We start from the raw sequence: 25,583 nt of genomic DNA on the forward strand, positions 1-25,583 counted from the left end.
GTGCTGAGTGCTGAGTGCTGAGTGCTGAGTGCTGAGTGCTGAGTGCTGAGTGCTGAGTGCTGAGTTAAGAGTTAGGAGTTAATTTCCTCCTGCACGATACTTGCTAATTTCTCAGCAGCACCCGCTTGACCGCGCGCGTTTCGCAGTTTGTTTCTGACTTCTTCTAATTTATCAGGGTTATCTAAATAGTCTAAAACCATATTTGCCACATCTTGCGGCTGAAGTTTCCCGACTAATTCGGGGACAATTTCTTGTTTTGCCCAAATATTAGGCCATGCGAGTAAACCCTTTTTCCGCAAAAACCACCAATTAATTAACTTGGCAAAACTTGAGCCAACACCTGGCAAATTAGCGAGTATACCCAGCAAACCATCCCACGAACGCATTGCATCAAGTTGCTGAGTAGGTAATAAAACAATCATCGGCACAGCTAGCGAACCAAGTTCTGCTGTATTGGCACCTACTGTAGTTAAACAAATGCTACACTGCGCCAGCAAATCATAAGCGGGATGTTGCTTGTATAGTTCAACACATAATCCTTTCGCTGTTTTTAAAATCGAACGTTCAGATGAAGTTGTAACTAGAGAGGCGCCTTTAAAGTCAAAATATTCAGCAATCTTGTTTTGTGTTGGGTCAGCAAAACAAGCCAAAGTTTGTAAATCTAAAGTCGGAGCCACAGGAATTACAAATTTAATCTCCGGTTTTCGCGCATAAACATATTCAGCAATTGCCAGTATTAAAGGTACACCCTGTGCCAACTTCGCAGCTTTAGAACCAGGAAGAATCCCAATAATTAAAGAATCAGTATTATTTTGAATTTGATTATCATTATTTAATGCACCTGCTTCCGCCATTAAATCGCCAACTACAGTAAATTTGTTCGCATACTTTGACGATTTAGGTATCACTTCAGGTTTCATCACACCGAATTTATCGATTAAATTATGCCAGCGCGCGTCCCACTCAGCATAAACAACTGTTTTATATCCTAATCTCTTACCAATTACAACAGGGAAAAATTGATCCCCACCCAAAAAAACCACAACACCCTTATTTCTCCAATCCCAATTTTCTGTAGTTTTACCGCGTAGCAAAAATGGAAAGAAATACTCGGCGCCTTGTACACGGTCAACTTCAGGATACGAACGCGCGATATCAACTTCCTTACCGCTAGCATTCGGACAAGGTGACAGCACCACCGATATACGAACCTGTTCACGGTTATCACCGAGGAGGCGCCGTAATGCCTTAACCACAGGACGCACCCAAGTAGTCACCTCACCTGGGCCATTCGAGAGAATCAAAATATCTACTGGAGTCATTAGTAAATAATCGAGAATTATGTCTTAACAATCAAGAGGTATATATCACACATTTTGTTTCAACCATCCCAAGAAACCCGGTTTCTTTGACACTAAGCACAACAATCTCGATATTTTACCAACAGAAACCGGGTTTCTCACTAAGAATAACAATCTACAATAAGCTTGTTTAAGGCGCCAAAAAATTTCACTCTCAAAAAACTCTCTATAAATTTTATTTTAAGTAACATCTTATACAAAGACTATAGTAAATGACAAACGCACTTGATATAATCGCAAACTGTATTTAACAACACATGTAAGTTTTTAGCAAAATTATATTCAATCGTGAGATACGAAATTATTTTTTCGCCTGAAGCTGAAAACGACATTGCTACGCTTCAAGCAAGCGATAGAGCAAAAGCTTTAGATGCAATTGAGACTTTTCTGAGATATGAACCAGAAAAAACGAGTAAAAGTCGTATTAAGCGTCTTCGGGAGATGCAGCATCCTCAATATCGGTTACGAATTGATGACCTGCGGACATTTTACGATGTGAGCTACACTGATGATGGAGGAGTTGTAGAAATTCTCCGCATCCGGGAAAAATCTGAAGCTATGAAGTGGTTAGCCGAATTTGGTAGGAGGGAAGAATGAGACAAGTACCTATTGATGAGATCAAAAATGATCTGCCAGGATATTTACAAGTAGCAGAAACAGAAAGTGTCATTATTACTCGTGACGGACAACCAGTAGGTATTTTAATTGGCTTAGATTATACTGAGGACTGGTGGGAAGAGTTATTACTGCGTGAACCAGGCTTTAATACTGAGATTGCTCAAGCACGTCAAAGTTTAAAACAAGGCAAAGGAATTAGTATTGAGGAACTAAGAGCTAAATACGTGGATTGAAGTAACCTCGTAAATCGCATAATTCTAGTTATAGATTTGAGCAAGAATATTATGCTCCAGTCCAATCGTCTACACCTCATTTCATGTTACTTTTTTAATGGAAAAAAAAGATATCAAGCAATCAGATTTAGTCGGAGTAATTGGTTCTGAATAAATTTTTTCCGAAGTTGTCAATGGTAAACGCAAAATTAGCAAAGCTGAAGCTAAAACACTAGAATATTTTTTCAAATTTGACTAGAATTTGTTTATTTTATAATCATTTCATAAGTATTTCTAGCAATAATCAAATATTATGCTAGGATTACATTGACGGAAATTTTATCAATTCTTCAAAATCCAGCTATGGCATCGATTGACGAACAATTCGCGCAAGCTGTTAACCAATGGGATTTAGAAACGCTGTATGGAGATTTAGCTTCTGCAAAGGGAAAGGGTTTGACACCAGTAGAGAAGCGTCACTTGCGAGGATTGTTGTGCGGTTTCAGTCCTGCGGAAATAGCCGAAAAGTTGGGGAAAAATGGTAAGGGTGTAGAAACTGACCTATGTGCGACTATATATAGATATGTGAAAAGCCTATTAGATAAATGTGATGAGAAAATAGAAAACTGGAGAAATATAGGCGAATGGCTTGATGATGCAGGTTATAAGAATCAGTCAGTTAAAGTTGCTGTAGAAAATTTATTGCCAGAAAAAAGCATCGTTAATATAACAATTCTACGAAAAATACTGAGGTTAAGAATCAAAAACAAAATCATGATTTATCGGTTGAAGAGCGTGCTGGTAAATATAAAGCAGTACAACCATTATTTGATTTTGAACAGTTGGTTATTACCGAACAAGTCAAAGACGACCTTTTGCTAGCTGTTGATTTAATTCAGTTAGAATCTCAAGTTTTTGATGATTGGGGTTTAAGACAAATAGAACCTTTCCCACGCACTGCACTAAATTTTTATGGTTTACCAGGTACTGGAAAAACTTTATCTGCCCATGCAATAGCTTCCAAAATTCAACGACCAATTTTAGCTGCTAGTTACGCTCAAATTGAGAGTATGTATCATGGAGAAGGTCCGAAAAACCTTGAGGCAATTTTTTTAGCCGCAGAGCGAGATAATGCTTTACTATTTATAGATGAAGCAGATTCTTTACTTTCAAAGCGACTTACTAATGTTACGCAGGGTTCTGAGCAAGCTATCAACTCGATGCGTAGTCAATTATTGATTTGTCTGGAAAGATTTTCTGGAGTTGTAATATTTTCTACCAACCTTGTTGAAAATTATGATAAAGCATTTGAAACACGGGTACGGCATGTGCATTTTTTAATGCCAGATTTTACTTGTAGAAGAGAAATTTGGAAAAGACATCTTCCTAACAAACTACCGTTATCATATGATGTATCTCTTGAAATACTTGCTCAAGTAGAAGATGTTTGTGGACGAGATATTAAAAATGCTGTTATTGATGCTGCAATGAGAGTTGCAAGAAAAAGCAAGCAAATCGTTGAGCTAAGTGATTTACTTGAGTCAATTGAGAGAATTATTGGAAATCTACGTGTATTACACGATGAAGTGCGGAAAGTGGGTTACATGTAACGTCTCTACATTTGTTACTCAAATAATCACCGAAATTCAAAGAATCTGGGAACGCGCGTTCCTAACCATCAAATGTTAATCTACAAAGTAAGATTAATAACAATGCTATGTCACAGTACGAACGTTTGATTTTGATGGCAGAGGATGAGCTAACCCAGTACAGCACTGATGCCCGTAAAATTGAGAAACTCCGCCAAAAAATAGGTCTTTCTGTTTCCGCGAGAGAACAAAAAGAAATTAAAGAAGCGCTTATCGCAGAAAAGCCAACCGACTTAATTAGTAATATAGTACTAAATCAGCGTCAGACAGTGGCTTTACCTTTTTGGGGTATTGCGGGGTTAGGTTTACTGCTGGGTATTTCGTTTATGCAACCGCTAGATTTTATTGCTACTATAGGTGGTGGCGCCGCAGCAATTGCTTTACAGAAATGGGGTTGGAAGCTAGAAGCGAAACGTCTCGTTTTACAAACTTTACAAGATATTGAACAGCGCACGGGTAAAGTTTGATTTGAGATAAAAACGTAAAATCAACCTTTTAACAGCAAGCTATTATGCCTAAAACACCACGAACGGCAAGTTGATAATATCTGAGGTGTAATAGCAGCTTTTGAAGTTATTGTAAATTTATCAAAATCAGGTTATAATTCGACTATTAAGAATGCATGTTATAAGCTATAAAAGCCTTAGAGAATATAGTGAAAAACACGCTGATTGTCGTGAGGCTCTTGACGACTGGTACAAGGCTGCAAGCAAAGCAGAGTGGCGTAATTTAATTGATGTACAGTCTCTATTTATAAAAGCTGAAGCAGTAGGAAATTTTACTGTGTTTAATATTAAAGGTAATAAATACAGACTAGTTGTGGATATAAATTACAAAAAGCAATTGATTTACATAAAGTCTATTATGACTCACGCTGAATATGATAAGGAGGACTGGAAAAATGACCCTTACTTTTAATTCAGATAAATACAAAGAGCTTTTAACGAAGTATCAGCCAAGGCTAATTAGAAATGAGGAAGAAAATGAAAAAGCTTTAGCAGTAGTCGAAGAACTTATGCATCGACGTAACTTGACTCCTGAAGAAGATGAACTTTTTGATTTGCTAATTACTTTAATAGAAAAATTTGAGCAAGAATATTATGCTCCAGGTCAATCGTCTACGCCTCATTCCATGTTACTTTTTTTAATGGAACAGAAAGATATAAAAGAGTCAGATTTAGTCGGAGTAATTGGTTATAATGAAACAGTTTCAGAAATCGTCAATGGTAAACGCGAAATTAGCAAAGCTGAAGCTAAAGCATTAGGAGATTTTTTCAAAGTTGACTCTGATTTGTTTGTTTTATAATTATTTCCCAGTATTTCTAGCAATAATCAAATATCATGCTAGGATTACCTTGATGAAAATTTTATAAACTCCTCAAAATCCAACTATGGCATCGATTGACGAACAGTTTAGGCAAGCTGTCAACCAGTGGGATTTGGAAACGCTGTATGAAGATCTAGCTTCTGCAAAAGGAAAACGTTTGACACCAGTGGAAAAGCTTCACTTACGGGGATTGCTTTGTGGTTTCAGTCCTATGGAAATAGCCGAAAAGTTGGGAAAAAATGGTAAGGGTGTGTTTAGGTGTTTTAGCATGGGACATTTGGGATCATCATACCGTTAAAGTGGAAAGACCAATTTTAAGAGAAAACCTCGACAAATATTTGGGTGAAGTGAAAGACTCGTTACTTAACGACCCAGAAAATGGCATTTTATCTTCAGTCAACAAATTCCACGATGGAATTATGGATAGTTTAAACCACAAACCAACACTAGCTAGATAAAAGTAACCAATTCGTTTATCAAAAACTATAATAATGTTGGGTTAGACTAATTAACCAGCTTGCGTCAGAAGAAACTTTATACCAGTCCTTGAGTGCCTCATCACAATCTCCATGTATTTCACTAAATTCTCGTAACTTTTTACGGCTAATAACATGCATTATATCTTTTATTTTGGCTTTGTTAATTAGTTGCAAAGTATTATACCAGCAATCAATGCAAAGCTCGGATTCAATTGAAAAATAAGCAGCATTAAATTGTTTATTTTAGGTAACAGCGCCTAAACCTCGTCCAAATTTTTATTATGCAGTTAGTTTAGAAGCGACATTTCGGCTTTAAACAAAGTTACGATTTTGACTTCGCTTCGTCTAACCGAATCTTGTCTCCTGTAAAAATAGTAGTAGATTTCCCTTTAACTTATGCCTCTGTGTCCTCTGCGTCTCTGTGGTAAAGAGAATTACATTAACTACTGCACAGGCAAGATGCCTGTGCTACACATATATTTATATGGCTATATAAATATTTATGAATGCAAAGAAAATTTAATATTTGTGTGAGTGTTTACTTTTTGATAATCTGAATTTTTGTAACGAAAAGTCTCAGTTTTTATATCGTTTTGTGTCAAACAGACGACAAATTGAGCTTTTGAGGCGCCAAATCTGATAAAAATTTCAATAGTGCCTCAAAATTGCCGAACCTTAAAGAGCCTTGGCTTTGCTTATGCAAACCATAGGTAAATTCAAAAAGAGAACACGCATATCTTAGGAGCTTCATTAGCATGTTCACACACGTCAAGTCCACCATTCGTCATATTGCACCCGATGACTTGCGGGGACGGCATTTACTCAAGGTGGTCTATGTCGTGCTAGAGTCTCAGTATCAAAGTGCTTTATCACAGGCTGTTCGGGAAATCAACGCAAACAACCCGAATTTAGCGATTGAGATAAGCGGATACTTGATTGAAGAACTCCGCGACGCAGAAAATTACGCGGACTTTAAGCGGGAGTTGGAAACCGCAAATATTTTTATAGCTTCATTAATTTTCATTGAAGATTTGGCGCAGAAGGTCGTCGAAGCTGTACAACCCATTCGAGACAGGTTGGATGTAGCAGTGGTTTTCCCATCGATGCCAGAAGTTATGCGTCTTAACAAGATGGGTAGCTTTTCTTTGGCGCAGTTGGGACAATCAAAGAGCGCTATTGCCCAATTTATGAGAAAGCGCAAAGAAAAATCCGGCGCCGGTTTCCAAGATGGGATGCTCAAGCTATTGCGGACACTGCCAAACGTGCTGAAGTACCTACCTATGGAGAAAGCACAAGACGCGCGCAACTTCATGCTCAGTTTTCAGTATTGGTTGGGTGGTTCACCAGAAAACCTCGAAAACTTTTTGCTGATGCTGGTTGATAAATATGTATTTAAAAAAGAAGACAATGTAGAGACGCGAAATTTCGCGTCTCTACAATACGAACAACCAGTTGTATATCCTGATATGGGAGTTTGGCACCCTCTGGCGCCTAACATGTATGAGGATGTACGCGAGTATCTCAACTGGTATAACAGTCGTAAAGATATTTCCAAAGATTTAAAAGACCCACTGGCGCCTTGCGTTGGTTTAGTTTTACAGCGTACCCACCTTGTTACAGGGGATGATGCTCACTATGTGGCAATGGTACAGGAGTTAGAATCACTCGGCGCCAGGGTTATACCTGTATTTGCTGGTGGTTTAGACTTTTCTAAGCCAGTTGATGCTTACTTCTACGAACCTACATCTAAGCAGGTACACGTAGACGCAATAATTTCTTTGACAGGATTTGCGCTTGTTGGTGGACCCGCTAGACAAGACCATCCAAAAGCGATTGACTCGCTGAAGCGTTTAAATCGTCCGTATATGGTAGCGTTACCTTTGGTATTTCAAACTACCGAAGAATGGTTAGATAGCGATTTAGGATTACACCCTATTCAAGTAGCACTGCAAATTGCGATCCCCGAACTTGATGGCGCCATTGAACCGATTATTATGTCGGGACGTGATGGTACAACAGGTAAAGCGATAGCGCTGCAAGACAGAATCGAAGCAATAGCTGGAAGGGCCATGAAATGGGCTAACCTGCGTAGAAAGCCGAAGTTAACCAAGAAAGTTGCCATTACTGTATTTAGTTTCCCACCAGATAAAGGTAACGTTGGTACTGCCGCTTACCTTGATGTGTTTGGTTCTATATATGAGGTAATGAAAGCACTTCGTGATAACGGGTACGACGTGCAAGACTTACCCGAAGACCCCAAAGCTTTGTTAGAAGCAGTTATTCACGACGTACAAGCACAGTACAGCAGTCCTGAGCTAAACGTTGCGTATCGGATGTCTGTTCCTGAATACGAGAAATTAACACCTTACTCGCAACGCTTGGAAGAAAACTGGGGACCACCACCTGGACACCTCAACAGCGACGGTCAAAATTTACTCGTTTACGGTAAGCACTTTGGTAATGTATTTATTGGTGTACAGCCAACATTTGGTTACGAGGGTGACCCAATGCGGTTGTTGTTCTCGCGTTCTGCTAGTCCACACCACGGTTTTGCCGCATATTACACCTATTTAGAACAGGTTTGGGGCGCCGATGCAGTACTTCACTTTGGGACTCACGGTTCGTTAGAATTCATGCCCGGAAAGCAAATGGGTATGTCAGGTGACTGTTACCCAGATAATTTAATTGGTAACATCCCCAACCTGTATTACTACGCAGCTAATAATCCTAGCGAAGCCACAATTGCCAAACGTCGCGGTTATGCCGAAACAATTTCTTACCTAACTCCACCTGCTGAAAACGCTGGTTTGTACAAAGGTTTAAAAGAACTCAGTGAATTAATCGCTTCGTACCAAACTTTAAAAGATGGTGGTCGCGGTATCCCCATTGTTAACACCATCATGGATAAATGCCGGATGGTGAACTTGGATAAAGATATTGAGTTGCCAGAAACCGATGCTAAAGATATGTCCCAAAATGAGCGGGATAATATAGTAGGCATTGTTTACCGCAAGTTGATGGAAATCGAATCACGCTTATTACCTTGTGGATTGCATGTAATTGGTAAACCTCCAAGTGCAGAAGAAGCAATAGCAACACTTGTAAACATTGCTAGTTTAGACCGTGCAGAAGAAGAACTTCTTGGTTTACCGCGCATCATTGCCAACAGCATATATCGCGACTTGGAAGAAATTTATCGAAACAGCGATAAAGGTATTCTCAAAGATGTTGAGTTATTACAAAACATCACCTTAGCAACACGCGCGGCAGTTTCTGCACTTGTAAAAGCCCAAACCGATGCCGAAGGAAGAGTATCATTAATTTCCAAACTCAACTTCTTCAACATGGGCAAAAAAGAACCGTGGGTAGAAGCATTGCATAACTGTGGTTACACCAACGTAGATACCGATGCCATCAAGAAGTTATTTGAATACTTGGAATTTTGCCTCGAACAAGTTTGTGCAGATAAAGAACTTGCAGGATTATTACGCGGTTTAGAAGGTGAGTATATTCTACCTGGACCAGGTGGCGACCCCATTCGTAACCCGGATGTATTACCTACTGGTAAAAACATTCACGCCCTTGACCCGCAGTCAATACCTACCCAAGCCGCAGTACAATCAGCAAAAATCGTTGTTGATAGACTGCTCGCGCGCAACATGGCAGAAAACGATGGACAACTACCCGAAACCATCGCCTGCGTACTCTGGGGAACAGATAACATCAAAACCTACGGGGAATCACTAGCACAAATCATGTGGATGGTTGGTGTACGTCCCGTTCCTGATGCACTCGGTCGCGTTAACAAGTTGGAATTAATACCTCTAACTGAATTAGGGCGCCCACGTATCGACGTAGTAATCAACTGTTCGGGTGTATTCCGCGACCTGTTTATTAACCAAATGAACCTGCTTGACCAAGCTGTAAAGATGGCAGCAGAAGCAGACGAACCTTTGGAGATGAACTTCATTCGCAAACACGCGATAGCGCAAGCTGAAGAAATGGGCATTAACCTGCGTCAAGCAGCTACGCGCGTATTCTCCAACGCTTCCGGTTCCTACTCGTCCAATATTAACTTGGCAGTAGAAAATAGTTCATGGGATAGCGAAGCTGAGTTACAGGAAATGTACCTCAACCGCAAATCTTTTGCCTTTAGTGCAGACAACCCAGGTATGATGGAAAACTCCAGAAAGATATTTGAGCAAAGCCTCAAAACAGCTTCGGTAACATTCCAAAACCTTGACTCATCGGAAATTTCTGTAACCGACGTATCCCACTACTACGACTCCGACCCAACCAAAGTTGTCGCTTCTTTGCGTGCAGATGGTAAAAAGCCAACATCATACATGGCAGATACCACCACCGCAAACGCACAAGTTCGCAGCTTATCCGAAACCGTAAGATTAGACGCACGTACCAAATTACTAAACCCCAAATGGTACGAAGGAATGTTAAACCACGGTTACGAAGGAGTACGCGAACTATCCAAACGGTTAGTAAATACCGTAGGATGGAGCGCAACATCAGGTGCCGTAGATAACTGGATATATGAAGACGCAAACGACACCTTCATGAAAGACAAAGAAATGCAGGAACGTTTGCTCAACATGAACCCCAACTCCTTCCGCAAAATGGTAACCACCATGTTAGAAGCTAACGGTCGGGGATATTGGGAAACCAGCGAAGAAAATTTAGAACGTCTCCGCGAATTGTACCAAGAAGTTGAAAACCGAATCGAGGGAATAGAATAAATCGCGATAATGTAGAGACGCGAAATTTCGCGTCTTTACATTTTGGATAAAAACGACAATCTCGAACCAACGCGCATCAAATCGATAAACATGGCGCCGCAAACCAAATCTTGCTATCAATCACAATCGTGTAGAGACGCGAAATTTCGCGTCTCTACATTGTTAAAAAATGTAAACTAATCATCAATCATGAAGCTTTAATAAAAAAATAACCTCAAATTAAATTTTTAGTTTAGATATTCCATTTAATTGTTTTATTTGGTTATAACCGTGTAAAGAGACAAAACAAGGTGTCATATATAACGTCTCTATACTGTTTATAAAACCAAACTTCATGCAACCAAAGTTTAAAGACAAATACAGGGTTGAATCGACCAGGCTATCAAATAGAGATTATGCTTCTAATGGATTGTATTTTGTAACCATTTGTACAAATAATCGTCAATGGTTTTTTGGTGATATAATAGACGGGCAAGTAGAACATTCTCCGATTGGGCAAATAGCAGAAAAATTTTGGGCAGAAATTCCTCAACATTCTGAATACACCTATGTAGACTCCTATGTCATAATTCCTAACCACGTGCATGGAATAGTAGTATTAGATAAACCTAACAATAGACACGTCCGGAATATGATGAGCGGTACAAAAAAATGGTAGAAAGTATAATTGATCCCTCTACCACAACTCAATTAAATAATGAATACCTTCGATTATATACAAAAGTACCCCTTGCGTGCCAAGCAACTTTTAGGGATTAGCTATGACCAATTTACCGACCTCGTAAATCGTGCAAAACAATACCATGAAAAAGAACAACTCAAGCTTGAAGAGAAAAAAGTTAGGATACATCACCGTGGAGGTGGACGTAAAGAAATATTATCAATTCCAGAACAAGTATGTTTGTGCTTGTTTTATTTGAGACAAATACCAACATTTGAAGTTTTAGGAATAAATTTTGGTATATCAAAGACAGAAGCGAACGATACTTTTCATTACTGGAGAAAAATATTACGCAACATTTTACCTGCTAGTTTATTAGAACAGGTTGAAAATAAAGAGGGAGATTTAATGATTGTACAAGAAATATTAACAAATTTTAAGTTGTTAGTAGATAGCCTGGAACAGCCAATAGACAGACCATCTGACAACGAGGAGCAAAAAAAGTTCTTTTCTGGAAAGAAAAAACAGCATACTATAAAAAATCAGATAGTTTCCTTACCAGAAGGAAAAGATATAATTGATGTGAAAGTTGGTTCTCCCAAACCAACGGCAGATATAAACTTGTTTAGAGAACAGCAAACAAAATTTGACAAGGAGCAAGAGTTTGAAGGGGATAAAGCGTATCAAGGCGGTGAAAATATTACCACTCCTCATAAAAGAAAAAAGAAGCAAAAATTAAGTGAACAACAAAAAGAAGAAAATAAAATCCTATCTAGCAAGCGCATATTCGTAGAACATTTAATACGTCTTGTAAAGATTTTCCAAGTTGCTTCACAACGATTTAGACTCAATGCTGATGTTTATAATGAAATAGTTTTGCTCGTTTGTGGACTCGTAAGACTGCGAATTGGAACTTTTGTCTTATCAACATAATTCATATTAGCTAAAAATTGTGTTTGCGTTGAACATGATTATATATTTTTCTGCTCTAAACTATCACTAACTATATCAAACCCTGATTTCTACGTTGAAACAGAATCTACAAGGGCTGGTCTCAAAGCCTTGTATATATTGGGCTGCAAGTTTTCGGACGGGTCTAAAGGAGCAGTAAAGTCAGTACAGGAATTTTTAAAGGCAGTAGGGATTGAGCCTTGATAACATATAAGTAGTTACTGCTATTAATGCATTTGTATTAATTAATTGAGTTATGATGGCTTATAAGGGATATACAGCTAGCATCGAAGTTGATTTAGAAGCAGGAATTATTTTCGGTAGGGTGTTAGACATTAAAGATGTTGTAACATTTAAAGCCAAGAATATTAATGAGGCTTATGAAGAATTTCAAAAATCAGTTGATGAATACCTAGCTTTTTGTAAAGATTTAGGAGAATAAAAATTATTATGGAAGCTCTAACACTCGATATAAAATCAGTTATTGAACTGACAGATGAGCAATTTTTCCAGCTATGTCAGGCAAATAGAGACTTAAGGTTTGAACGTACAGCAACAGGAGATTTAATTATCATGCCACCAGCAGGAGGAGAAACAGGCAATAGAAATGGTAGATTAACTCAACAATTATTTAATTGGTCTGATACAGATAATACAGGTATTGCATTTGACTCATCCACTGGATTTAAACTACCTAACGGCGCCGACCGTTCTCCTGATGCTTCCTGGGTAAAATTGGAACGATGGAATGCTTTAACTCCACAACAGCAAACTAGATTTTTACCCCTTTGCCCTGATTTTGTCATTGCGTTACTTTCTCCCAGTGATAGCTTGAAAGCAACTCAAGAAAAAATGAAAGAATATAGAGATAATGGCGCGCGTTTGGGTTGGTTGATAAATCGTAAGAACAGGCAAGTAGAAATTTACCGTATTGGGCAAGAAGTTGAAGTTTTAGATAATCCTACCAGTCTATCAGGTGAAGATGTTCTACCTGGGTTTATTTTGAATTTGGTAGCAATCTGGTAATAACACAACCTTGCAAGCGCCAAATTACTCAACTTTAATGGTGCAAAGAAATACTTGGTTACGACGAAGGTGTACGCAAATTATTCAAACCTGGTAATACCAAATAATTTTATGGAAGCCCTAACAATAGATATACAATCAGTTATTGAACTGACAGACGAGCAATTTTTCCAGTTATGTCAGGCAAATAGAAACTTAAGGTTTGAAAGAACAGCTAGCGGGGAATTAGTTATAATGCCACCAGTCGGAGGAGAAAGCAGTAATCGTAATGCTTCATTAACGACTCAACTATGGATATGGAATGAGCAAAGCCAATTAGGAATGGTATTTGACTCCTCCGGGGGTTTCAAACTACGTAATGGCGCCGACCGTTCCCCCGATGCTTCCTGGGTAAAATTGGAAAGATGGAATGCATTAACTCCAGAACAGCAAACTAGATTTTTACCTCTTTGCCCTGATTTTGTAATTGAGTTGCTTTCTCCCAGCGATAGTTTGAAAGCAACTCAAGAAAAGATGAAAGAGTATAAAGATAATGGTGCCAGTTTAGGTTGGTTGATAAATCGTAAGACAAAGCAAGTAGAAATTTACCGCATTGGGCAAGAAGTTGAAGTCTTAGATAATCCTACTAGTTTATCAGGTGAGGACGTTTTGCCCGGATTTGTTTTAAATTTGGCAGCGATTTGGTAAATATTTCAATCTTAGTTATAAAACTAACTAATAACAGATTTTAGCAGTGATTCTTTTCCACCTAAATTTAACGCTTAAATTCTTGTGCTAATCTCTTCTTAAAGTTATCAACAAAACTTACAGTTGTCATTGCATCGCGATTATCTATACTCGTTCCCTGTTCTTTTAATTGTTGTTCAATAATTTCACATGCTTTAGTAAAAACCTGTAAATAACCCTGCTGGTTGTTTAGGACAGAAATAATCTTATTACAGTATGATTCCATTTTACGACGGTTATCTAATGTTGGTATATCAGCTCCTGCTGTAAGATGCCTAAAAGCCATAAGCAAGTAGTATCTACATTTTTTATATTTAGGGTCTAACTTATTTCTATTTCTTTGATTAAAAAGATTTTCAAGACGGTAGTAAGCAAAAGCACTTGTATAGTAGCTTATAGGGCTATGATTTACACCAAAAATTTTACTTCCAATTTCTCTAGATAAATCTCCATATGAACGCGATACTCTATGGGGTTGATCAAGAAACATAGCTGCGAAAGTTTTTATTTGATCCGGAATTGTAATAACGCGATTTTTCGGTACGTCTGCTCTATCATGATACTGTTTTGAACTAGGGTGTTGACTCTAATGGTTTTTGGGCAATTTTCACTCATGCATAATACGTGTTTTATAGTATCAGCGCTAAAACCTTATAAAATAAGGGTTATAGAGCTTTTATTTCAGACACAAAAACTGTATGAACTTTTAGGCGCCCGTTTCCCACAAAGTCAACACCCTAGTTTTGAACGCCGCTCGTAATACAAACTTTCTCCAGCGTGAGAAGATTCAAAAGAGTTATAGCATTGTTCTAATTCTTTTTGAAATTCAGATAAAGCAGCTAGTTCTTCTTTTTTGACTGGTGTTTGGTGGTTTGTAGCTTTAATAATACTATTAATTACGTCGTCCTTATCTGTAACTATTATTTTTACAGGAATTTGTAAATTGTCGATACCTTGTACTTTTCTACAGTTAAATAAAACATGACTTGTTTGACAACCATTAACTATTTGATAGTCACGAATATTAAATCTATTGCCAACAGTATCTAATGATTTAGCTATAATGGTTATCCCGTTATTTAAAACCGAGAATCGATCTAAACCACCTGATTTTAACGTAGACTCAATATCGTGATTCACGTCATTTTTTCCCTGAAAAGCTCTAATATTGTCATAAAATATAGATAATCTAATATTATCGAATTCATCAATTATTAATTTTTTAAACTCCGAAAATGGCAGTGTACCTATATATGACTCAGATATTCCCGAAATTTCAGGTAGGACAACTCTGCTTGCAAAGATTATATCAGTCGTTAATGCCAACTTTGTACTTTGATATAGCTTCCTAATCTCATCTGCACCTAAAGCTTGGATATCAACTTTTTCAAAAATTCCTTTATCTTCAATTTCTTTACTTTTAGCATTCATACGTTTAACTAGATTTTTATCTTCTAACCATTTACCTGTAGTAATATAGTAAAGTTTACAAAGCGGTCTACTTCTTAACATCATATTACTTTTTGAATATATATGTGAAGCAATCTCAGCTTTATATGAGACCATATCGTTACGCACCAACATTGGCTCTTCTTCAGTAAAGAAATCTGAAACTCCTTCAAAAAACTTCAACATTTCTCCACTGTCAAAGTTGTTTGATGTCTTAGATTGAATAAATATGAATGTTGCTTCTAAGCGTTTGTTAATATCAATTAAATCATCAACCTCTTCTATGGAATCTATCAATTTGCCATTTACAATGATAGCAATACCGTCAAGCCCAGTGTCATTCTCGCTACCTACGCAAACATCTTCTACTTTAAATGTTTCGGGGTATTCCCGTGATATCACACAATAATTACAAAATCTTTCAAAATCTGCGGCTTCTCCTTCTGAATCAATTTCATGTTCTTTAAGGAAGGCTTCCATCAAACTTTTAGTAATTCTATCCATAATAATTTTTTAAGTTCAAAAAAATATTTACCTACTTATTATACACAACATATTAGTATATTTACTGCTAGCTAGGCATGAGCATAAAATTTTGATCTAATTGCTATTTCTACCCAAAGGTTGATGTAATTATACGCAATATCGGCATTACTCCATTAAAAATAGGCGATTTTGATATAGATTGTAAAACTGACATTATCCACTTAACTTTAGACGACGCTTATTTATTGCAAGTAATGAAAGAAACTAAAGTCTCAGCAGGAAAAATATAATCACTCCTAAACTTATGATGACTTTTTAGGCTCTGAAAAATATTAATGTTTATTATTGACGGATTTATCTTGAAAAAACTCATCAATAATTTGGTTTAGTATCAAATGAGGATCTGTATTATTTTGAGTAGCGTAGTTCCTTAACTTATAAATATTATCTGAAGATAGGCGTAATGGAGCAAAGCGTTCTGGAAAAGCCCAACTACACTGTTGACACTCAAGTTGACAACCACGACAAGATGTACTCTTAAAGTTATTGCACTCGTCACATAAAGGTTGCCAGTTATCTAGCTCGTTACCACCACCCCTAAATCGAGGAGTTTTATGGTCATGTTGTAATCTAACTGCTGGTGCAGAACGACCGCAAACCGCGCATTTATGATTATATTTTTCTAGAACGGATTGCCAATCTAAATTAGATAGTTTGACTCTTGGAACTCTTTTTTCGCTCAAAGATAAGCTGACTAGCTGATATGTTTTTCCTTGTCTACCAATACCTGTGACTCCTTCTTCTCCTTGGAGTTCGCGAAGACGACGGAAAACATCTACATAAGGTTTGTAGGGTTTGTTACTTGAGTGCTGACTTTTTCTATAGCGCTCAATAGCTTCTCTTAATTGTTCTTCCTTCACAAGAGGCCCTGGAATACCGTGACCAACAGGCCAAAGTTCCTCTAGAAGTACCTTGTAATATGACTTATTCGCCTCACTTGGAGATACAAACGCTTGACATACTTCCTCTAACCATGCGTCCCGGTTGACATTGCCTGGAACATTTTTGTCGCTGACAGGCGCCAGCGAGGAAAATTGTTGTCTTCCGCGCGCTTTTCGATTATTAGTCATTAGCTATCTCCTCGTAACAACCAAATTGGGTCTATATCTAGCACTCGTGAGATAGCATCAAGCTCATAATCTTTGACACAACGCACTTGGCGTTCAATCTCTGAAATATCTGACTGCTCAAGCTTGACTCCGTAATCAACATTGAGAGCGGCGGCTAACTCAACTTGGTCTAGACCAAGTTGTAATCTGGCTTGACGAATTCTTAAACCACTTATATTTTGCTTTTTCTCCATTTTTGACACTCTGAAGCAACAGCAAAATGTTAATTTCATGTCAAAGATTCTTGTAGACGAAAATCGTCTACAGTAGCTTTTCAGGATTTAATCATTTATGATTAGCTTTATTATCTAAGTGTGTAACCAACATCCTGTATGCGTGTTTCCTCGTTCTTTGCTGGTATTGGAGGATTTGACCTTGGATTTGAGAGAGCAGGAATGCATGTTGTGTTTCAATGTGAGATAGACCCCTTTTGTCAACAAATTTTAAAGCGGCACTGGCGCCACCTACCTCTTCATGACGACATCACGACCCTCGTACCAACAGCTATCCCTGCCTCTGAACTTTGGTGTGCCGGATGGCCATGCCAAGACCTCAGCACCGCCAACACAGACCGAAAAGGACTTACAGGAGAACGAAGCGGTTTGTTCTTCACGTTTATGGAATTGGTTAAAGAAGTTCAACCAAAATGGTTGGTCATGGAAAATGTGCCGGGTTTACTCTCAGCAGAGCAAGGAACAGCTTTTGAGACAGTTATCGACACGTTGGAAGAGAACGGGTATTTGGGGGGATGGGTATCGTGTAACGCTGTCGATGCGGGGCTACCCCACAACCGAGACAGAGTATTCTTTATCGCAAGTTTTAGAAGCGAACGTGCCTATCACTTCTTTACTGACAGTAGCGAACTGTATGGGGATAATTCGACGAGAGAACCGCGCGAAAAGAAAGCTAGACCCGATTTTCGTCAAAGCGCTGTCGGAAACAATCCGCTTGTGGTACAACGTCGCGGTGGCTTCGGCTATACCTTGGCAAAAAGTATCTGCCCCACGTTACGTGCCCAAACTGGAGGACATCAAGGGGGTCATTCAGACCGACCAATACTCTGTGGCGAGAAACTTGACGTGGACAGAGTGGGAAATGCTCATGGGGTTTCCTCGCGGTTGGACGGTCGTCGAGGGAGACTCCTTGGTAACGCCGTTGTCCCAGCCATCAGCGAATGGATTGGAAGACGAGTATTAGAGATTGAGAGAATTTACAATTAAAAGTATTTTAATAGTAGATTATTTTATATAACTTCTCAATTTAGTAATTTGATGGATATTTGTTATGACATCGAATGCCCCAAAGCAACTCAGTCAACTAGTTTATAATTTTCTTGAATTTACCAATTTCCATACTTATCTTGATGCTCTTTTATTGCTGCTTTTAGTGCTTCTGAAAATGGGGGAGGATTTTTTAAAGCTGAAATTAAAATATCCCAATCGCGTTCAGATAGAACTATCTTTTCTATAACAGGTTTTTCTGATTGCTTTTCAAGATATAATTTTAATGCTTCAGTTACAACGGCTTCAGGCGCCTTACCTGTAGAATCAGCAAAATTTATTAATTTTTGTAACAACATTGGCTCTGGTTTCCAGCTAAATGTAGATTCCACAATCGAATGTTTCCTTAACTAATCAGTAACTTATACTGTAACAAGGGTTATCATGCCATTGTTCAAAATAGCATAATTAAATAAAAGGTATCAGTAAGCGGCGCCAATGCAAAACCAAAAAATCGTATCTGACCCAAAAGTGATGATGGGAAAGCCAGTAGTATCGGGAACACGTATTACAGTTGAAGTAATTCTCGAAAAGCTCGCTGCTGGAGAAACCACCGAACAAATACTCGAAGCTTATCCACGACTTACCTATGAAGGAATTCAAGCAGCTTTGGCATTTGCGGCTCAGGCTTTACAATATGATGTAGTGTATCCAACTATTGAACAGGCTTCTTGAAGTTTTTAGGAGACGAAAACTTAGATTCTCAAATCGTTGAACGATTGCGGCTTGATGGTCATATCGTTTGGTATGTCGTTGAAATGGAGCCGGGAATTTCAGACGATGATGTACTAAACCTGGCAAATAGTGAAGGTGCCATATTATTGACATTTGATAAAGATTTCGGCGAATTGGTCTTTCGTCTTGGTCGTATTGCAGCTGGTGTTGTATTAATTAGATTATTTGGTGTATCTCCAACTGATAGAGCAGAGATAGTGGCTAATGCAATAAATAACCACTGTGATGAGCTAATAGGGTCTTTCACTGTTATTACATCGAAAAATAAGTGCTTGTGCAAAATTAATTATATACTCCTGAATTCTGTATTCAGTATTCAGGAGAGCTTATAGGGAAAAAAGATATATATTTAATTTTGCGTAACTACTTATTCGTATTCGGAAAATTACTTAGTTGAAATAATCACATACAATTTGCTACGTGTAATGTCTCTATATTTCGTTAACTGGTCAGTAACGGTGCCACTATCTAGCGTTTGGTTTTATAGCTATAAAGTAACATACCATCAGGCGCCTACTCTAGAACCTAAGACAGAGGAATCTGTAGCGTAAAAATTATCTATTTAAGGAACGTGGAAAAATAGATAACAAGGTATTGATAGATGATTAAGAAAATTCTAATGGGCGTTGGTTTGGTTGCTTTTGGGTTGCTGACATCGCTGCTTATTGGTACTGCATTGCCTGGAGATAATTTTGTTAATGCTCAAACTAGTGGTAGTGCATCCGCACGTAGTAACCAGCTAAATGCGATAGATAGACAGTATGTGCAAGATGCAGGTCAAGCTAGTTTGGCTGGTATTAGCTTGGGTAACTCAGCTTGATACCCTGGAAAAGGGTTGCCCGAAAATAATAGTTTGAAACCTTCGTCAACGCTCTTAATATCTTTGACCAAAATGTCAATCATTTCGGGTACTCCACTGACAAACGGTTCTTGCACGAGTCCCACCCGTTCGTCGTCGAATACCCAGGTTCCATTGTGCCGATAAGGGAAAATTACCGCAATTGCATTATTCATTACACCTGTACCCTACAAGGGTAGGCTATACGAACAAAGCCCACCTGCGTGGGCTAGTTTCAATGTTTATCATATTCTTGTTGAGATGACTTCTTTCTGGCCATGGGTTCCAAGCCAGACTGGCGCCAGTAAAATGTTAAGTTGTGTAAATAAGCTGAGAGAAATACTCATCTAGTATTCAGGGGCTTCTCAGAAATAATGTGTAACATGTCAACCTATAACTCACGATATTAAATTATGTGCCGTTTACTTGCTTATATTGGAACCCCTGTAAATCTAGAACCGCTTCTATATGAACCAGAACACTCACTTATAGTCCAAAGCTATCAACCGCGCGAGATGCTTTCAGGTGTTGTTAACGCAGATGGCTACGGTATTGCCTGGTATAGGAATAAAAGTGCTGAGAACTCCTCCAAACTCAGAACTCAGAACTCAGCACTCATTACTGATAAAGACTCGGAGCCTTTCATTTACAAAAACACTTTACCTATTTGGAATGATGTTAACCTACAAAGTATTAGCCGCTACGTAGAATCAAACAACATCTTAGCTTATGTGCGTAGTGCAACATCGGGTCAAGCGCTTGATATGAGTAATTCGCAGCCGTTTCAATACAAGAATTTATCGTTTATCCATAACGGTCGTATTGATAAGTTCAAAAAAACTTTATATAGACCTATACGCAGCCAATTGAGCGATGAAATTTACCAGTGGATTGCTGGAAGCACTGACTCAGAGCATTTTTGTGCAATGATATTAAACAAACTCACTGCTAACCCTAATAAAACTATTGAACAAGCTTTGCATTCAACGTTGCTTGAACTTCAAGAAATGGCGCCGAGTTACGACACTTATGCACTAGCTAATTTAGTTATTAGCGATGGTAAGCGACTAGTTGCTTCACGTTATGCAACGAAACAACCAGCACCTACACTTTACTGGGTTAAAGATGACCCAAATTTTCCGTCCTCAGTAATTATTGCTTCGGAACCATTGTTTACTGGTAATTGGCAAGCATGTCCAGAAAAGAGCATCATCAGTGTTGGAGAAGACTGTGATATTAGAATTGAGCAAGTTTAGTTTAAAAGATTATTTCATACGTGGGTTTCAGGACTGTCGCGCGCAAACGCTTTCTTTGTTAGACAGTCTCGACGAGGAAACTTTTCGCTGTTTAGCACATCCTGACTTTAGCCCTGTTGGTTGGCATCTGGGACATATTGCTTATACTGAGTCGTTATGGTTATTGGAACGCGGCGCCAATCAACAGCCGATGTTTCCACAATACCGTAAACTGTATGCAGCAGATGGTTTACCAAAATCACAACGAGTCCAGTTACCTAGCATTGAAGAAACCCGTTATTACCTGGATAAAGTTCGTGAGAAAGTACTAGATTATTTAATGACTATAGATATAGAATCGCAGGAAAGACTTTTGCGATTTTTGCTTCAACATGAAAGTCAACACTGTGAAACAGCTTGCATTGTTCAAAAATTAATCTCACCCCATCCACGAACCACGAACCCCTTACCCATTGCTCCTTCCCCCGACATGATTAAAATTCCTGCGGGTGAATTTGAGATGGGGAGTAATTCCGCGAATGCCTTAGATAATGAACGTGCAGCACATAAAGTGTATTTAGACACCTATTTTATAGACAGGTATCCAACCATTTCGAGAAAATATCGTGAATTTATGGAATTTGGAGGTTATGAAAATGCTCAGTATTGGTCGGATGCAGGCTGGAAATGGTTACAACTAGAGCAAGTCAAACAACCTTTATATTGGTGTAATGATGGCGCCTATGATAATCATCCTGTAATGGGTGTGAGTTATTACGAAGCAGAAGCTTATGCGAACTTTGTAGGCAAACGACTACCAACAGAGGCAGAATGGGAAAAAGCCGCGCGTTGGGATGAAAGAGCAAACCGCAGTCGTACATACCCGTGGGGAGAAGAAGAACCAACGCAAGAATTTTGTAATTATGCGACTTCAAGTTCTTTTCAAACAACTCCAGTCAACGCATATCCGAAAGGACAAAGCGCATATGGGATGTATGACGCTTTAGGTAATGTGTGGGAATGGACTACTTCCTGGTTTGATGGTTATAAAGGATTTCAACACTACCCATATGTAGGTTACTCACAAGTTTACTTTGATCACAAACACAAAGTACTCAAAGGCGCCAGTTGGGCAACACGCTCTTGGGCAATGCGCGCGAGTTTCCGAAATTGGTACTATCCTCATGTTCGGCAGATTTTTGCTGGGTTTCGCTGTGCAAGCTCCGTTTAACTTCTTATCTGTTAATCTAGCTCAAGCGTGATGTTTTGCCACATTGCTTTGTGCTTCACTATTCAGAATGCTTGTAAATAATAATTCACAAGTAGCGAATATAACGTTGTATTCGGAGGGTCAATGACAATATCTAATACTAACAGCAGTCAACTTAAACAGCAACAAATTGAAGAGCGTTTAGCAATTCAACACTTACGTTCTGTAACTGCTAGTCTAACAACAACTGCTGGAAGTGATGTAGTGAAAGGGTTAACGCAAACACCAAAAACACTACCTCCGCGTTACTTCTATGATGATAGGGGTTCGGAGTTATTCGAGCAAATATGTGATTTACCAGAGTATTACGTTACGCGAACCGAAACTGCAATTTTACAAGAATGTGCGAGTGAGATTGCGGAAATTACACGAGAGTGTGAACTGGTAGAATTAGGTAGTGGTAGTTCAACAAAAACTCGAATTGTACTCGATGCCTATCAAAATATAGGTTTGCCATTGCGGTATTTACCAATAGATGTAAGTGCTGGAATGTTGGAAAACAGTGCAAAACAACTATTGTTTGATTATCCAACACTAGAAATTAGCGCACTTGCGGGAACTTATGAACTAGCTTTACAGCAACTTCCAGCAAAACAGTTAAAATCTAGGATGATTGCTTTTATTGGCAGTACTTTGGGTAATTTAAATCCGCAAGAGTGTGAAGTGTTTTTATCAAAAATTACTCAGGCATTACATCCAGGTGAGTACTTCTTATTAGGTATTGATTTGCAAAAACCGAAACCTGTTTTAGAAGCTGCATATGATGACAGTCAGGGTGTAACCGCTGCTTTTAACTTGAACATGTTAGAGCATATTAACTGGTTGTATAACGGTAACTTTGATACAACACAGTTTGAACATTGGGCATTTTACAACGAAACTGAAAATCAAATCGAGATGCATTTGCGTTCATTAAAGTCGCAGAATGTGCAGCTACAGGCACTTAATTTTAGTGTGAAATTTGCGCGCGATGAAACCATCATGACCGAAATTTCACGTAAGTTTGATGTTACAGCCATGAAACAGCAATTAAGTACACATGGTTTAGTTACACAAAAAGTTTGGACTGACCCAAATAACTGGTTTGGTTTGTTACTTTGTCAGTTGCAGTAACCGTAGGATAGGCGGTCCTGCCTGTCCTAGAAAACCTCAAGGACGGCGAGACGCTTATCCTACGTTGTTTGTCTTAGCTTCTTCAGCTTGACTTTGCATCAACCTTTGCACACTAACCAACGCACGGTTTAACTCATAATTCTTACGCTCAGGGTTTTGTAAATACGCAACTTGTTCTTCTTCAATCATCTTTACATCTTGCACAACCAACCCATCAAGTAATTTCTGTGCGGCGCCAAACAACCTATCCTTAACGAAGCGTCGAAACCATATCGGCAATTTATGTAGGCGCCAAAATGCATTCAACGATGTAAAGTGTACTAAATATGCTTTAGTCTCAGTTTCGCTAATTGGACACAGCAAACAATATATTTTAAAATCTTGTCCTAACGTCGATGTCCAATGCGGATAAACATAGCTGACATCTAAAGGTTCCGGATGCAGGCACCGTAATTTTTTGAAGAATAACTGTGATATCGACCAGATTTTATCTATCTTATAGTAGCTTTGCGCTGTATAATGAGCATCTACACGATTCTCATTCTCGTTTATATCCTGAAGTTCCGCTTCTGCCCAAGCTTGATAGTCCTCATGTAGATGTCCATGATACATATCCATCAGGTTCTCAATTAAATATGAATAATGCGCTTTGCAACGAATTATAGAAACAGTTGTAATATAGTTCAAATGTACCCATTCAGGTAAACCCATTGGTTGTGGTTGTTGTAGAGACGTTACATGTAACGTCTCTACATCACCTGGGAATAACCAGATAAAACCATCTTGCTCTTGAACGGGGTAACAACGAATTTTACAGCTTGGCAATTTTTGATTTTCTGCTAAGTATGGAACTTCTACACAGTTACCGTTTTCATTTAGGCGCCAGCCATGATAAGCACATTCAATTGTATTATTTATTACTTTTCCATGACTTAATTTAACTTGGCGATGCGGACAACGGTCTTCTAACGCATGGATTTTTCCTTCGCTGTCTCGGTAAAGAACAATAGCTTGTTTCCATAAAGTTACACTTAAAGGCTGCGTGTTTACCTCAGAACTGCGCGCGACAACGTACCAGTGATTAGGATTAATGCCTAGTTGACGAACATCACGACTAGATACAGCTTGCAAAAACATATATAAATAATTAATACAGCAATTTACTTGGAAAGCGTAATTGTTTGATATTGTACCAATTGGATGAATTTAAGATAGAAGTCAAGTTGCGTGAGAACTATTGAGACAACTGTAACAGTTACCGAAAACCAGCAAATAACGATCACATTGCCATCAGATATTATCCCAGGTAAATACCGAGTTGTTTTATTAATTGACGAAATACCACTACCACTTGAAGTAGGTACTACCAAACCACCACTCAAATTGAATGCATGGGAGTGGAAAAATTGGGAACCTGAGTCGAGTTTCCGTAGAGAAGATATATATTAATTACAAGGTTTGTATTTTACCACAGAGACGCAGAGAACACAGAGATGAGGGTTAAGACTAATAATTATATATTTAAAGTAAACTTAATCAAAGCGCCAATTTTCTGTGAGCTATTAACCATGTAACAATGTGGTGCAGTTTTCAACCTAATGTTTACAACCAGGCTATAAAGTAGGTGTAGTGAGATCAAAGTGAGGCGCCTTAAGTATGACAAGTTACCAAACAAATGTAGATGCTGCAACTGGTAGCGTTGATAACTTGATAGCTGAGAGTACATCTATCAACCATGTTGAGGTTATTGAGAATGTTATCGATAGCCTGGAACAAGATGACAGCGCAATGGTTAGTCAACCTCCTGAAGGTGGATATTTGTGGAAGTTCAAGTACGGTAGTGTTGAGGTGTTTGTACAATTAAAAGGTACAACCGATGAAGATACAATAACTGTTTGGGCTGTGGTTCTCAAGTTACCTGCAAAAGATGAACCGAAGTTAATGCGGAAGCTACTAGAGATGAACTGCTCGAGCACCTTTGAATCACGCTTTGGTATTATTGAAAATCAAGTAGTTGTGTTAGCAACACGTACCTTGGCTGAATTATCTGCTGGTGAGGTATCACGATTAATAACTGTTGTGGCAACTATTGCTGATAACAACGATGACGCTTTACAATCTGAGTTTGGAGCTTAATATTGCTCCTTGTTCTGGTGCGTGACGCTACTAGTTCATTAGTTTTACTTGGCGATTGTTATGGCGTCACACACCCTACCTCTTAACTTTAAATTTGAACTGGCATTTAAT

Annotated in this window: 32 protein-coding genes; 24 read left to right on the forward strand and 8 right to left on the reverse strand. The window is 38.5% G+C overall.

Annotated elements, in window-relative coordinates; all coding sequences use genetic code 11:
* Positions 1 to 71: 71 nt before the first annotated feature.
* Positions 72 to 1,322 carry a glycosyltransferase family protein gene (locus AC2JBO_RS10065; RefSeq protein ID WP_496953507.1) on the reverse strand — a complete coding sequence of 417 codons (1,251 nt, stop codon included), beginning with the start codon at positions 1,320 to 1,322 and terminating at the stop codon, positions 72 to 74.
* A gap of 327 nt (positions 1,323 to 1,649) precedes the next feature.
* On the opposite strand from AC2JBO_RS10065, the gene AC2JBO_RS10070 reads away from it, so the two are divergent.
* From AC2JBO_RS10070 to AC2JBO_RS10140, 15 genes are all read left to right on the forward strand, one after another.
* Positions 1,650 to 1,958, forward strand: coding sequence for a type II toxin-antitoxin system RelE family toxin (locus tag AC2JBO_RS10070; RefSeq protein ID WP_496953508.1), 309 nt, complete (start codon positions 1,650 to 1,652; stop codon positions 1,956 to 1,958).
* On the forward strand, positions 1,955 to 2,212 hold the full coding sequence (locus AC2JBO_RS10075; RefSeq protein WP_496953509.1) for a type II toxin-antitoxin system Phd/YefM family antitoxin: 258 nt from the start codon (positions 1,955 to 1,957) through the stop codon (positions 2,210 to 2,212). The genes AC2JBO_RS10070 and AC2JBO_RS10075 overlap by 4 nt, the downstream gene beginning before the upstream one ends.
* Positions 2,213 to 2,518: 306 nt before the next feature.
* Positions 2,519 to 3,073: a helix-turn-helix transcriptional regulator gene (locus AC2JBO_RS10080; protein WP_496953510.1), complete on the forward strand. Its 555-nt coding sequence runs from the start codon at positions 2,519 to 2,521 to the stop codon at positions 3,071 to 3,073.
* Entirely contained in the window at positions 3,034 to 3,801 is a 768-nt protein-coding gene (locus tag AC2JBO_RS10085; RefSeq protein WP_496953511.1) for an ATP-binding protein, read from the forward strand. Before AC2JBO_RS10080 ends, AC2JBO_RS10085 begins: the two co-directional genes overlap by 40 nt.
* 107 nt (positions 3,802 to 3,908) lie before the next feature.
* Positions 3,909 to 4,307: a hypothetical protein gene (locus AC2JBO_RS10090; RefSeq protein WP_496953512.1), complete on the forward strand. Its 399-nt coding sequence runs from the start codon at positions 3,909 to 3,911 to the stop codon at positions 4,305 to 4,307.
* A 151-nt stretch (positions 4,308 to 4,458) separates the two neighbouring features.
* Positions 4,459 to 4,758, forward strand: coding sequence for a type II toxin-antitoxin system HigB family toxin (locus AC2JBO_RS10095; RefSeq protein ID WP_496953513.1), 300 nt, complete (start codon positions 4,459 to 4,461; stop codon positions 4,756 to 4,758).
* Complete coding sequence (locus AC2JBO_RS10100; RefSeq protein ID WP_496953514.1) at positions 4,742 to 5,146, forward strand: helix-turn-helix domain-containing protein; 405 nt, start codon at positions 4,742 to 4,744, stop codon at positions 5,144 to 5,146. The genes AC2JBO_RS10095 and AC2JBO_RS10100 overlap by 17 nt, the downstream gene beginning before the upstream one ends.
* 85 nt (positions 5,147 to 5,231) lie before the next feature.
* Positions 5,232 to 5,465, forward strand: a complete 234-nt coding sequence (locus AC2JBO_RS10105) for a hypothetical protein (RefSeq protein ID WP_496953515.1) — start codon at positions 5,232 to 5,234, stop codon at positions 5,463 to 5,465.
* 1 nt (position 5,466) lies between these two features.
* Positions 5,467 to 5,625 (forward strand): hypothetical protein, encoded by a 159-nt coding sequence (locus AC2JBO_RS10110; RefSeq protein WP_496953516.1) that lies wholly within the window; start codon positions 5,467 to 5,469, stop codon positions 5,623 to 5,625.
* A 776-nt stretch (positions 5,626 to 6,401) separates the two neighbouring features.
* Positions 6,402 to 10,397 (forward strand): magnesium chelatase subunit H, encoded by a 3,996-nt coding sequence (locus AC2JBO_RS10115; protein ID WP_496953517.1) that lies wholly within the window; start codon positions 6,402 to 6,404, stop codon positions 10,395 to 10,397.
* A gap of 334 nt (positions 10,398 to 10,731) precedes the next feature.
* Positions 10,732 to 11,055: a transposase gene (locus AC2JBO_RS10120; protein ID WP_496953518.1), complete on the forward strand. Its 324-nt coding sequence runs from the start codon at positions 10,732 to 10,734 to the stop codon at positions 11,053 to 11,055.
* Positions 11,056 to 11,094: 39 nt separating this feature from the next.
* The gene (locus tag AC2JBO_RS10125) at positions 11,095 to 11,991 is read left to right on the forward strand and encodes a transposase (protein WP_496953519.1); all 897 of its coding nucleotides are present in this window, start codon (positions 11,095 to 11,097) and stop codon (positions 11,989 to 11,991) included.
* A 274-nt stretch (positions 11,992 to 12,265) separates the two neighbouring features.
* Positions 12,266 to 12,451 (forward strand): hypothetical protein, encoded by a 186-nt coding sequence (locus AC2JBO_RS10130; RefSeq protein ID WP_496953520.1) that lies wholly within the window; start codon positions 12,266 to 12,268, stop codon positions 12,449 to 12,451.
* An 8-nt stretch (positions 12,452 to 12,459) separates the two neighbouring features.
* Positions 12,460 to 13,035 (forward strand): Uma2 family endonuclease, encoded by a 576-nt coding sequence (locus tag AC2JBO_RS10135; protein WP_496953521.1) that lies wholly within the window; start codon positions 12,460 to 12,462, stop codon positions 13,033 to 13,035.
* Positions 13,036 to 13,146: 111 nt separating this feature from the next.
* Positions 13,147 to 13,722: a Uma2 family endonuclease gene (locus AC2JBO_RS10140; RefSeq protein ID WP_496953522.1), complete on the forward strand. Its 576-nt coding sequence runs from the start codon at positions 13,147 to 13,149 to the stop codon at positions 13,720 to 13,722.
* Positions 13,723 to 13,789: 67 nt separating this feature from the next.
* Here AC2JBO_RS10140 and AC2JBO_RS10145 read toward each other — a convergent pair whose 3' ends face one another.
* The 4 genes from AC2JBO_RS10145 to AC2JBO_RS10160 form a co-directional block, all read right to left on the reverse strand.
* Positions 13,790 to 14,251, reverse strand: a complete 462-nt coding sequence (locus AC2JBO_RS10145) for a hypothetical protein (RefSeq protein WP_496953523.1) — start codon at positions 14,249 to 14,251, stop codon at positions 13,790 to 13,792.
* 239 nt (positions 14,252 to 14,490) lie between these two features.
* Positions 14,491 to 15,714 carry an AIPR family protein gene (locus AC2JBO_RS10150; RefSeq protein ID WP_496953524.1) on the reverse strand — a complete coding sequence of 408 codons (1,224 nt, stop codon included), beginning with the start codon at positions 15,712 to 15,714 and terminating at the stop codon, positions 14,491 to 14,493.
* A gap of 314 nt (positions 15,715 to 16,028) precedes the next feature.
* Positions 16,029 to 16,826 carry an HNH endonuclease gene (locus AC2JBO_RS10155; RefSeq protein ID WP_496953525.1) on the reverse strand — a complete coding sequence of 266 codons (798 nt, stop codon included), beginning with the start codon at positions 16,824 to 16,826 and terminating at the stop codon, positions 16,029 to 16,031.
* Positions 16,826 to 17,059 carry a helix-turn-helix domain-containing protein gene (locus AC2JBO_RS10160; protein ID WP_496953526.1) on the reverse strand — a complete coding sequence of 78 codons (234 nt, stop codon included), beginning with the start codon at positions 17,057 to 17,059 and terminating at the stop codon, positions 16,826 to 16,828. Before AC2JBO_RS10160 ends, AC2JBO_RS10155 begins: the two co-directional genes overlap by 1 nt.
* A 138-nt stretch (positions 17,060 to 17,197) precedes the next feature.
* On the opposite strand from AC2JBO_RS10160, the gene AC2JBO_RS10165 reads away from it, so the two are divergent.
* Positions 17,198 to 18,085, forward strand: a complete 888-nt coding sequence (locus tag AC2JBO_RS10165) for a DNA cytosine methyltransferase (RefSeq protein ID WP_496953527.1) — start codon at positions 17,198 to 17,200, stop codon at positions 18,083 to 18,085.
* A 119-nt stretch (positions 18,086 to 18,204) separates the two neighbouring features.
* On the opposite strand, the gene AC2JBO_RS10170 is transcribed toward AC2JBO_RS10165, so the two are convergent.
* Positions 18,205 to 18,477: a type II toxin -antitoxin system TacA 1-like antitoxin gene (locus AC2JBO_RS10170; protein WP_496953528.1), complete on the reverse strand. Its 273-nt coding sequence runs from the start codon at positions 18,475 to 18,477 to the stop codon at positions 18,205 to 18,207.
* A gap of 106 nt (positions 18,478 to 18,583) precedes the next feature.
* On the opposite strand from AC2JBO_RS10170, the gene AC2JBO_RS10175 reads away from it, so the two are divergent.
* From AC2JBO_RS10175 to AC2JBO_RS10185, 3 genes are all read left to right on the forward strand, one after another.
* Positions 18,584 to 18,820: a DUF433 domain-containing protein gene (locus AC2JBO_RS10175; protein WP_496953529.1), complete on the forward strand. Its 237-nt coding sequence runs from the start codon at positions 18,584 to 18,586 to the stop codon at positions 18,818 to 18,820.
* Positions 18,817 to 19,212 carry a DUF5615 family PIN-like protein gene (locus AC2JBO_RS10180; protein WP_496953530.1) on the forward strand — a complete coding sequence of 132 codons (396 nt, stop codon included), beginning with the start codon at positions 18,817 to 18,819 and terminating at the stop codon, positions 19,210 to 19,212. The genes AC2JBO_RS10175 and AC2JBO_RS10180 overlap by 4 nt, the downstream gene beginning before the upstream one ends.
* Before the next feature lie 269 nt (positions 19,213 to 19,481).
* Complete coding sequence (locus AC2JBO_RS10185; RefSeq protein ID WP_496953531.1) at positions 19,482 to 19,700, forward strand: hypothetical protein; 219 nt, start codon at positions 19,482 to 19,484, stop codon at positions 19,698 to 19,700.
* Here AC2JBO_RS10185 and AC2JBO_RS10190 read toward each other — a convergent pair.
* Positions 19,658 to 19,894 carry a hypothetical protein gene (locus AC2JBO_RS10190; protein ID WP_496953532.1) on the reverse strand — a complete coding sequence of 79 codons (237 nt, stop codon included), beginning with the start codon at positions 19,892 to 19,894 and terminating at the stop codon, positions 19,658 to 19,660. The two genes, AC2JBO_RS10185 and AC2JBO_RS10190, sit on opposite strands and share 43 nt — an antisense overlap.
* A gap of 237 nt (positions 19,895 to 20,131) precedes the next feature.
* On the opposite strand from AC2JBO_RS10190, the gene egtC reads away from it, so the two are divergent.
* From egtC to egtD, 3 genes are all read left to right on the forward strand, one after another.
* Positions 20,132 to 20,974, forward strand: a complete 843-nt coding sequence (gene egtC, locus AC2JBO_RS10195) for an ergothioneine biosynthesis protein EgtC (protein WP_496953533.1) — start codon at positions 20,132 to 20,134, stop codon at positions 20,972 to 20,974.
* A complete protein-coding gene (gene egtB / locus AC2JBO_RS10200) occupies positions 20,949 to 22,184 on the forward strand; it encodes an ergothioneine biosynthesis protein EgtB (protein WP_496953534.1) in 1,236 nt (411 codons plus the stop codon). The genes egtC and egtB overlap by 26 nt, the downstream gene beginning before the upstream one ends.
* 123 nt (positions 22,185 to 22,307) lie before the next feature.
* Positions 22,308 to 23,336, forward strand: a complete 1,029-nt coding sequence (gene egtD / locus AC2JBO_RS10205) for an L-histidine N(alpha)-methyltransferase (RefSeq protein ID WP_496953535.1) — start codon at positions 22,308 to 22,310, stop codon at positions 23,334 to 23,336.
* Between the two features lie 54 nt (positions 23,337 to 23,390).
* Here egtD and AC2JBO_RS10210 read toward each other — a convergent pair whose 3' ends face one another.
* Entirely contained in the window at positions 23,391 to 24,473 is a 1,083-nt protein-coding gene (locus AC2JBO_RS10210; protein ID WP_496953536.1) for an aromatic ring-hydroxylating dioxygenase subunit alpha, read from the reverse strand.
* A 90-nt stretch (positions 24,474 to 24,563) separates the two neighbouring features.
* Between AC2JBO_RS10210 and AC2JBO_RS10215 the strand changes: the two genes are divergently transcribed.
* A complete protein-coding gene (locus AC2JBO_RS10215; protein WP_496953537.1) occupies positions 24,564 to 24,785 on the forward strand; it encodes a hypothetical protein in 222 nt (73 codons plus the stop codon).
* 207 nt (positions 24,786 to 24,992) lie between these two features.
* Entirely contained in the window at positions 24,993 to 25,472 is a 480-nt protein-coding gene (locus AC2JBO_RS10220) for a YbjN domain-containing protein (protein WP_496953538.1), read from the forward strand.
* Positions 25,473 to 25,583 lie beyond the last annotated feature (111 nt).

The organism is Calothrix sp. CBUCES-K 9914 (assembly GCF_059640475.1).

Coding starts and splice junctions, on each gene's coding strand:
- AC2JBO_RS10065 (WP_496953507.1), bottom strand. CDS start 1,322: ATGACTCCAGTAGATATTTTGATTCTCTCGAATGGCCCAGGTGAGGTG.
- AC2JBO_RS10075 (WP_496953509.1), top strand. CDS start 1,955: ATGAGACAAGTACCTATTGATGAGATCAAAAATGATCTGCCAGGATAT.
- AC2JBO_RS10090 (WP_496953512.1), top strand. CDS start 3,909: ATGTCACAGTACGAACGTTTGATTTTGATGGCAGAGGATGAGCTAACC.
- AC2JBO_RS10095 (WP_496953513.1), top strand. CDS start 4,459: ATGCATGTTATAAGCTATAAAAGCCTTAGAGAATATAGTGAAAAACAC.
- AC2JBO_RS10100 (WP_496953514.1), top strand. CDS start 4,742: ATGACCCTTACTTTTAATTCAGATAAATACAAAGAGCTTTTAACGAAG.
- AC2JBO_RS10105 (WP_496953515.1), top strand. CDS start 5,232: ATGGCATCGATTGACGAACAGTTTAGGCAAGCTGTCAACCAGTGGGAT.
- AC2JBO_RS10115 (WP_496953517.1), top strand. CDS start 6,402: ATGTTCACACACGTCAAGTCCACCATTCGTCATATTGCACCCGATGAC.
- AC2JBO_RS10120 (WP_496953518.1), top strand. CDS start 10,732: ATGCAACCAAAGTTTAAAGACAAATACAGGGTTGAATCGACCAGGCTA.
- AC2JBO_RS10125 (WP_496953519.1), top strand. CDS start 11,095: ATGAATACCTTCGATTATATACAAAAGTACCCCTTGCGTGCCAAGCAA.
- AC2JBO_RS10130 (WP_496953520.1), top strand. CDS start 12,266: ATGATGGCTTATAAGGGATATACAGCTAGCATCGAAGTTGATTTAGAA.
- AC2JBO_RS10135 (WP_496953521.1), top strand. CDS start 12,460: ATGGAAGCTCTAACACTCGATATAAAATCAGTTATTGAACTGACAGAT.
- AC2JBO_RS10140 (WP_496953522.1), top strand. CDS start 13,147: ATGGAAGCCCTAACAATAGATATACAATCAGTTATTGAACTGACAGAC.
- AC2JBO_RS10145 (WP_496953523.1), bottom strand. CDS start 14,251: ATGTTTCTTGATCAACCCCATAGAGTATCGCGTTCATATGGAGATTTA.
- AC2JBO_RS10150 (WP_496953524.1), bottom strand. CDS start 15,714: ATGGATAGAATTACTAAAAGTTTGATGGAAGCCTTCCTTAAAGAACAT.
- AC2JBO_RS10155 (WP_496953525.1), bottom strand. CDS start 16,826: ATGACTAATAATCGAAAAGCGCGCGGAAGACAACAATTTTCCTCGCTG.
- AC2JBO_RS10160 (WP_496953526.1), bottom strand. CDS start 17,059: ATGGAGAAAAAGCAAAATATAAGTGGTTTAAGAATTCGTCAAGCCAGA.
- AC2JBO_RS10165 (WP_496953527.1), top strand. CDS start 17,198: ATGCGTGTTTCCTCGTTCTTTGCTGGTATTGGAGGATTTGACCTTGGA.
- AC2JBO_RS10175 (WP_496953529.1), top strand. CDS start 18,584: ATGCAAAACCAAAAAATCGTATCTGACCCAAAAGTGATGATGGGAAAG.
- AC2JBO_RS10185 (WP_496953531.1), top strand. CDS start 19,482: ATGATTAAGAAAATTCTAATGGGCGTTGGTTTGGTTGCTTTTGGGTTG.
- AC2JBO_RS10190 (WP_496953532.1), bottom strand. CDS start 19,894: ATGAATAATGCAATTGCGGTAATTTTCCCTTATCGGCACAATGGAACC.
- egtC (WP_496953533.1), top strand. CDS start 20,132: ATGTGCCGTTTACTTGCTTATATTGGAACCCCTGTAAATCTAGAACCG.
- egtD (WP_496953535.1), top strand. CDS start 22,308: ATGACAATATCTAATACTAACAGCAGTCAACTTAAACAGCAACAAATT.
- AC2JBO_RS10210 (WP_496953536.1), bottom strand. CDS start 24,473: ATGTTTTTGCAAGCTGTATCTAGTCGTGATGTTCGTCAACTAGGCATT.
- AC2JBO_RS10220 (WP_496953538.1), top strand. CDS start 24,993: ATGACAAGTTACCAAACAAATGTAGATGCTGCAACTGGTAGCGTTGAT.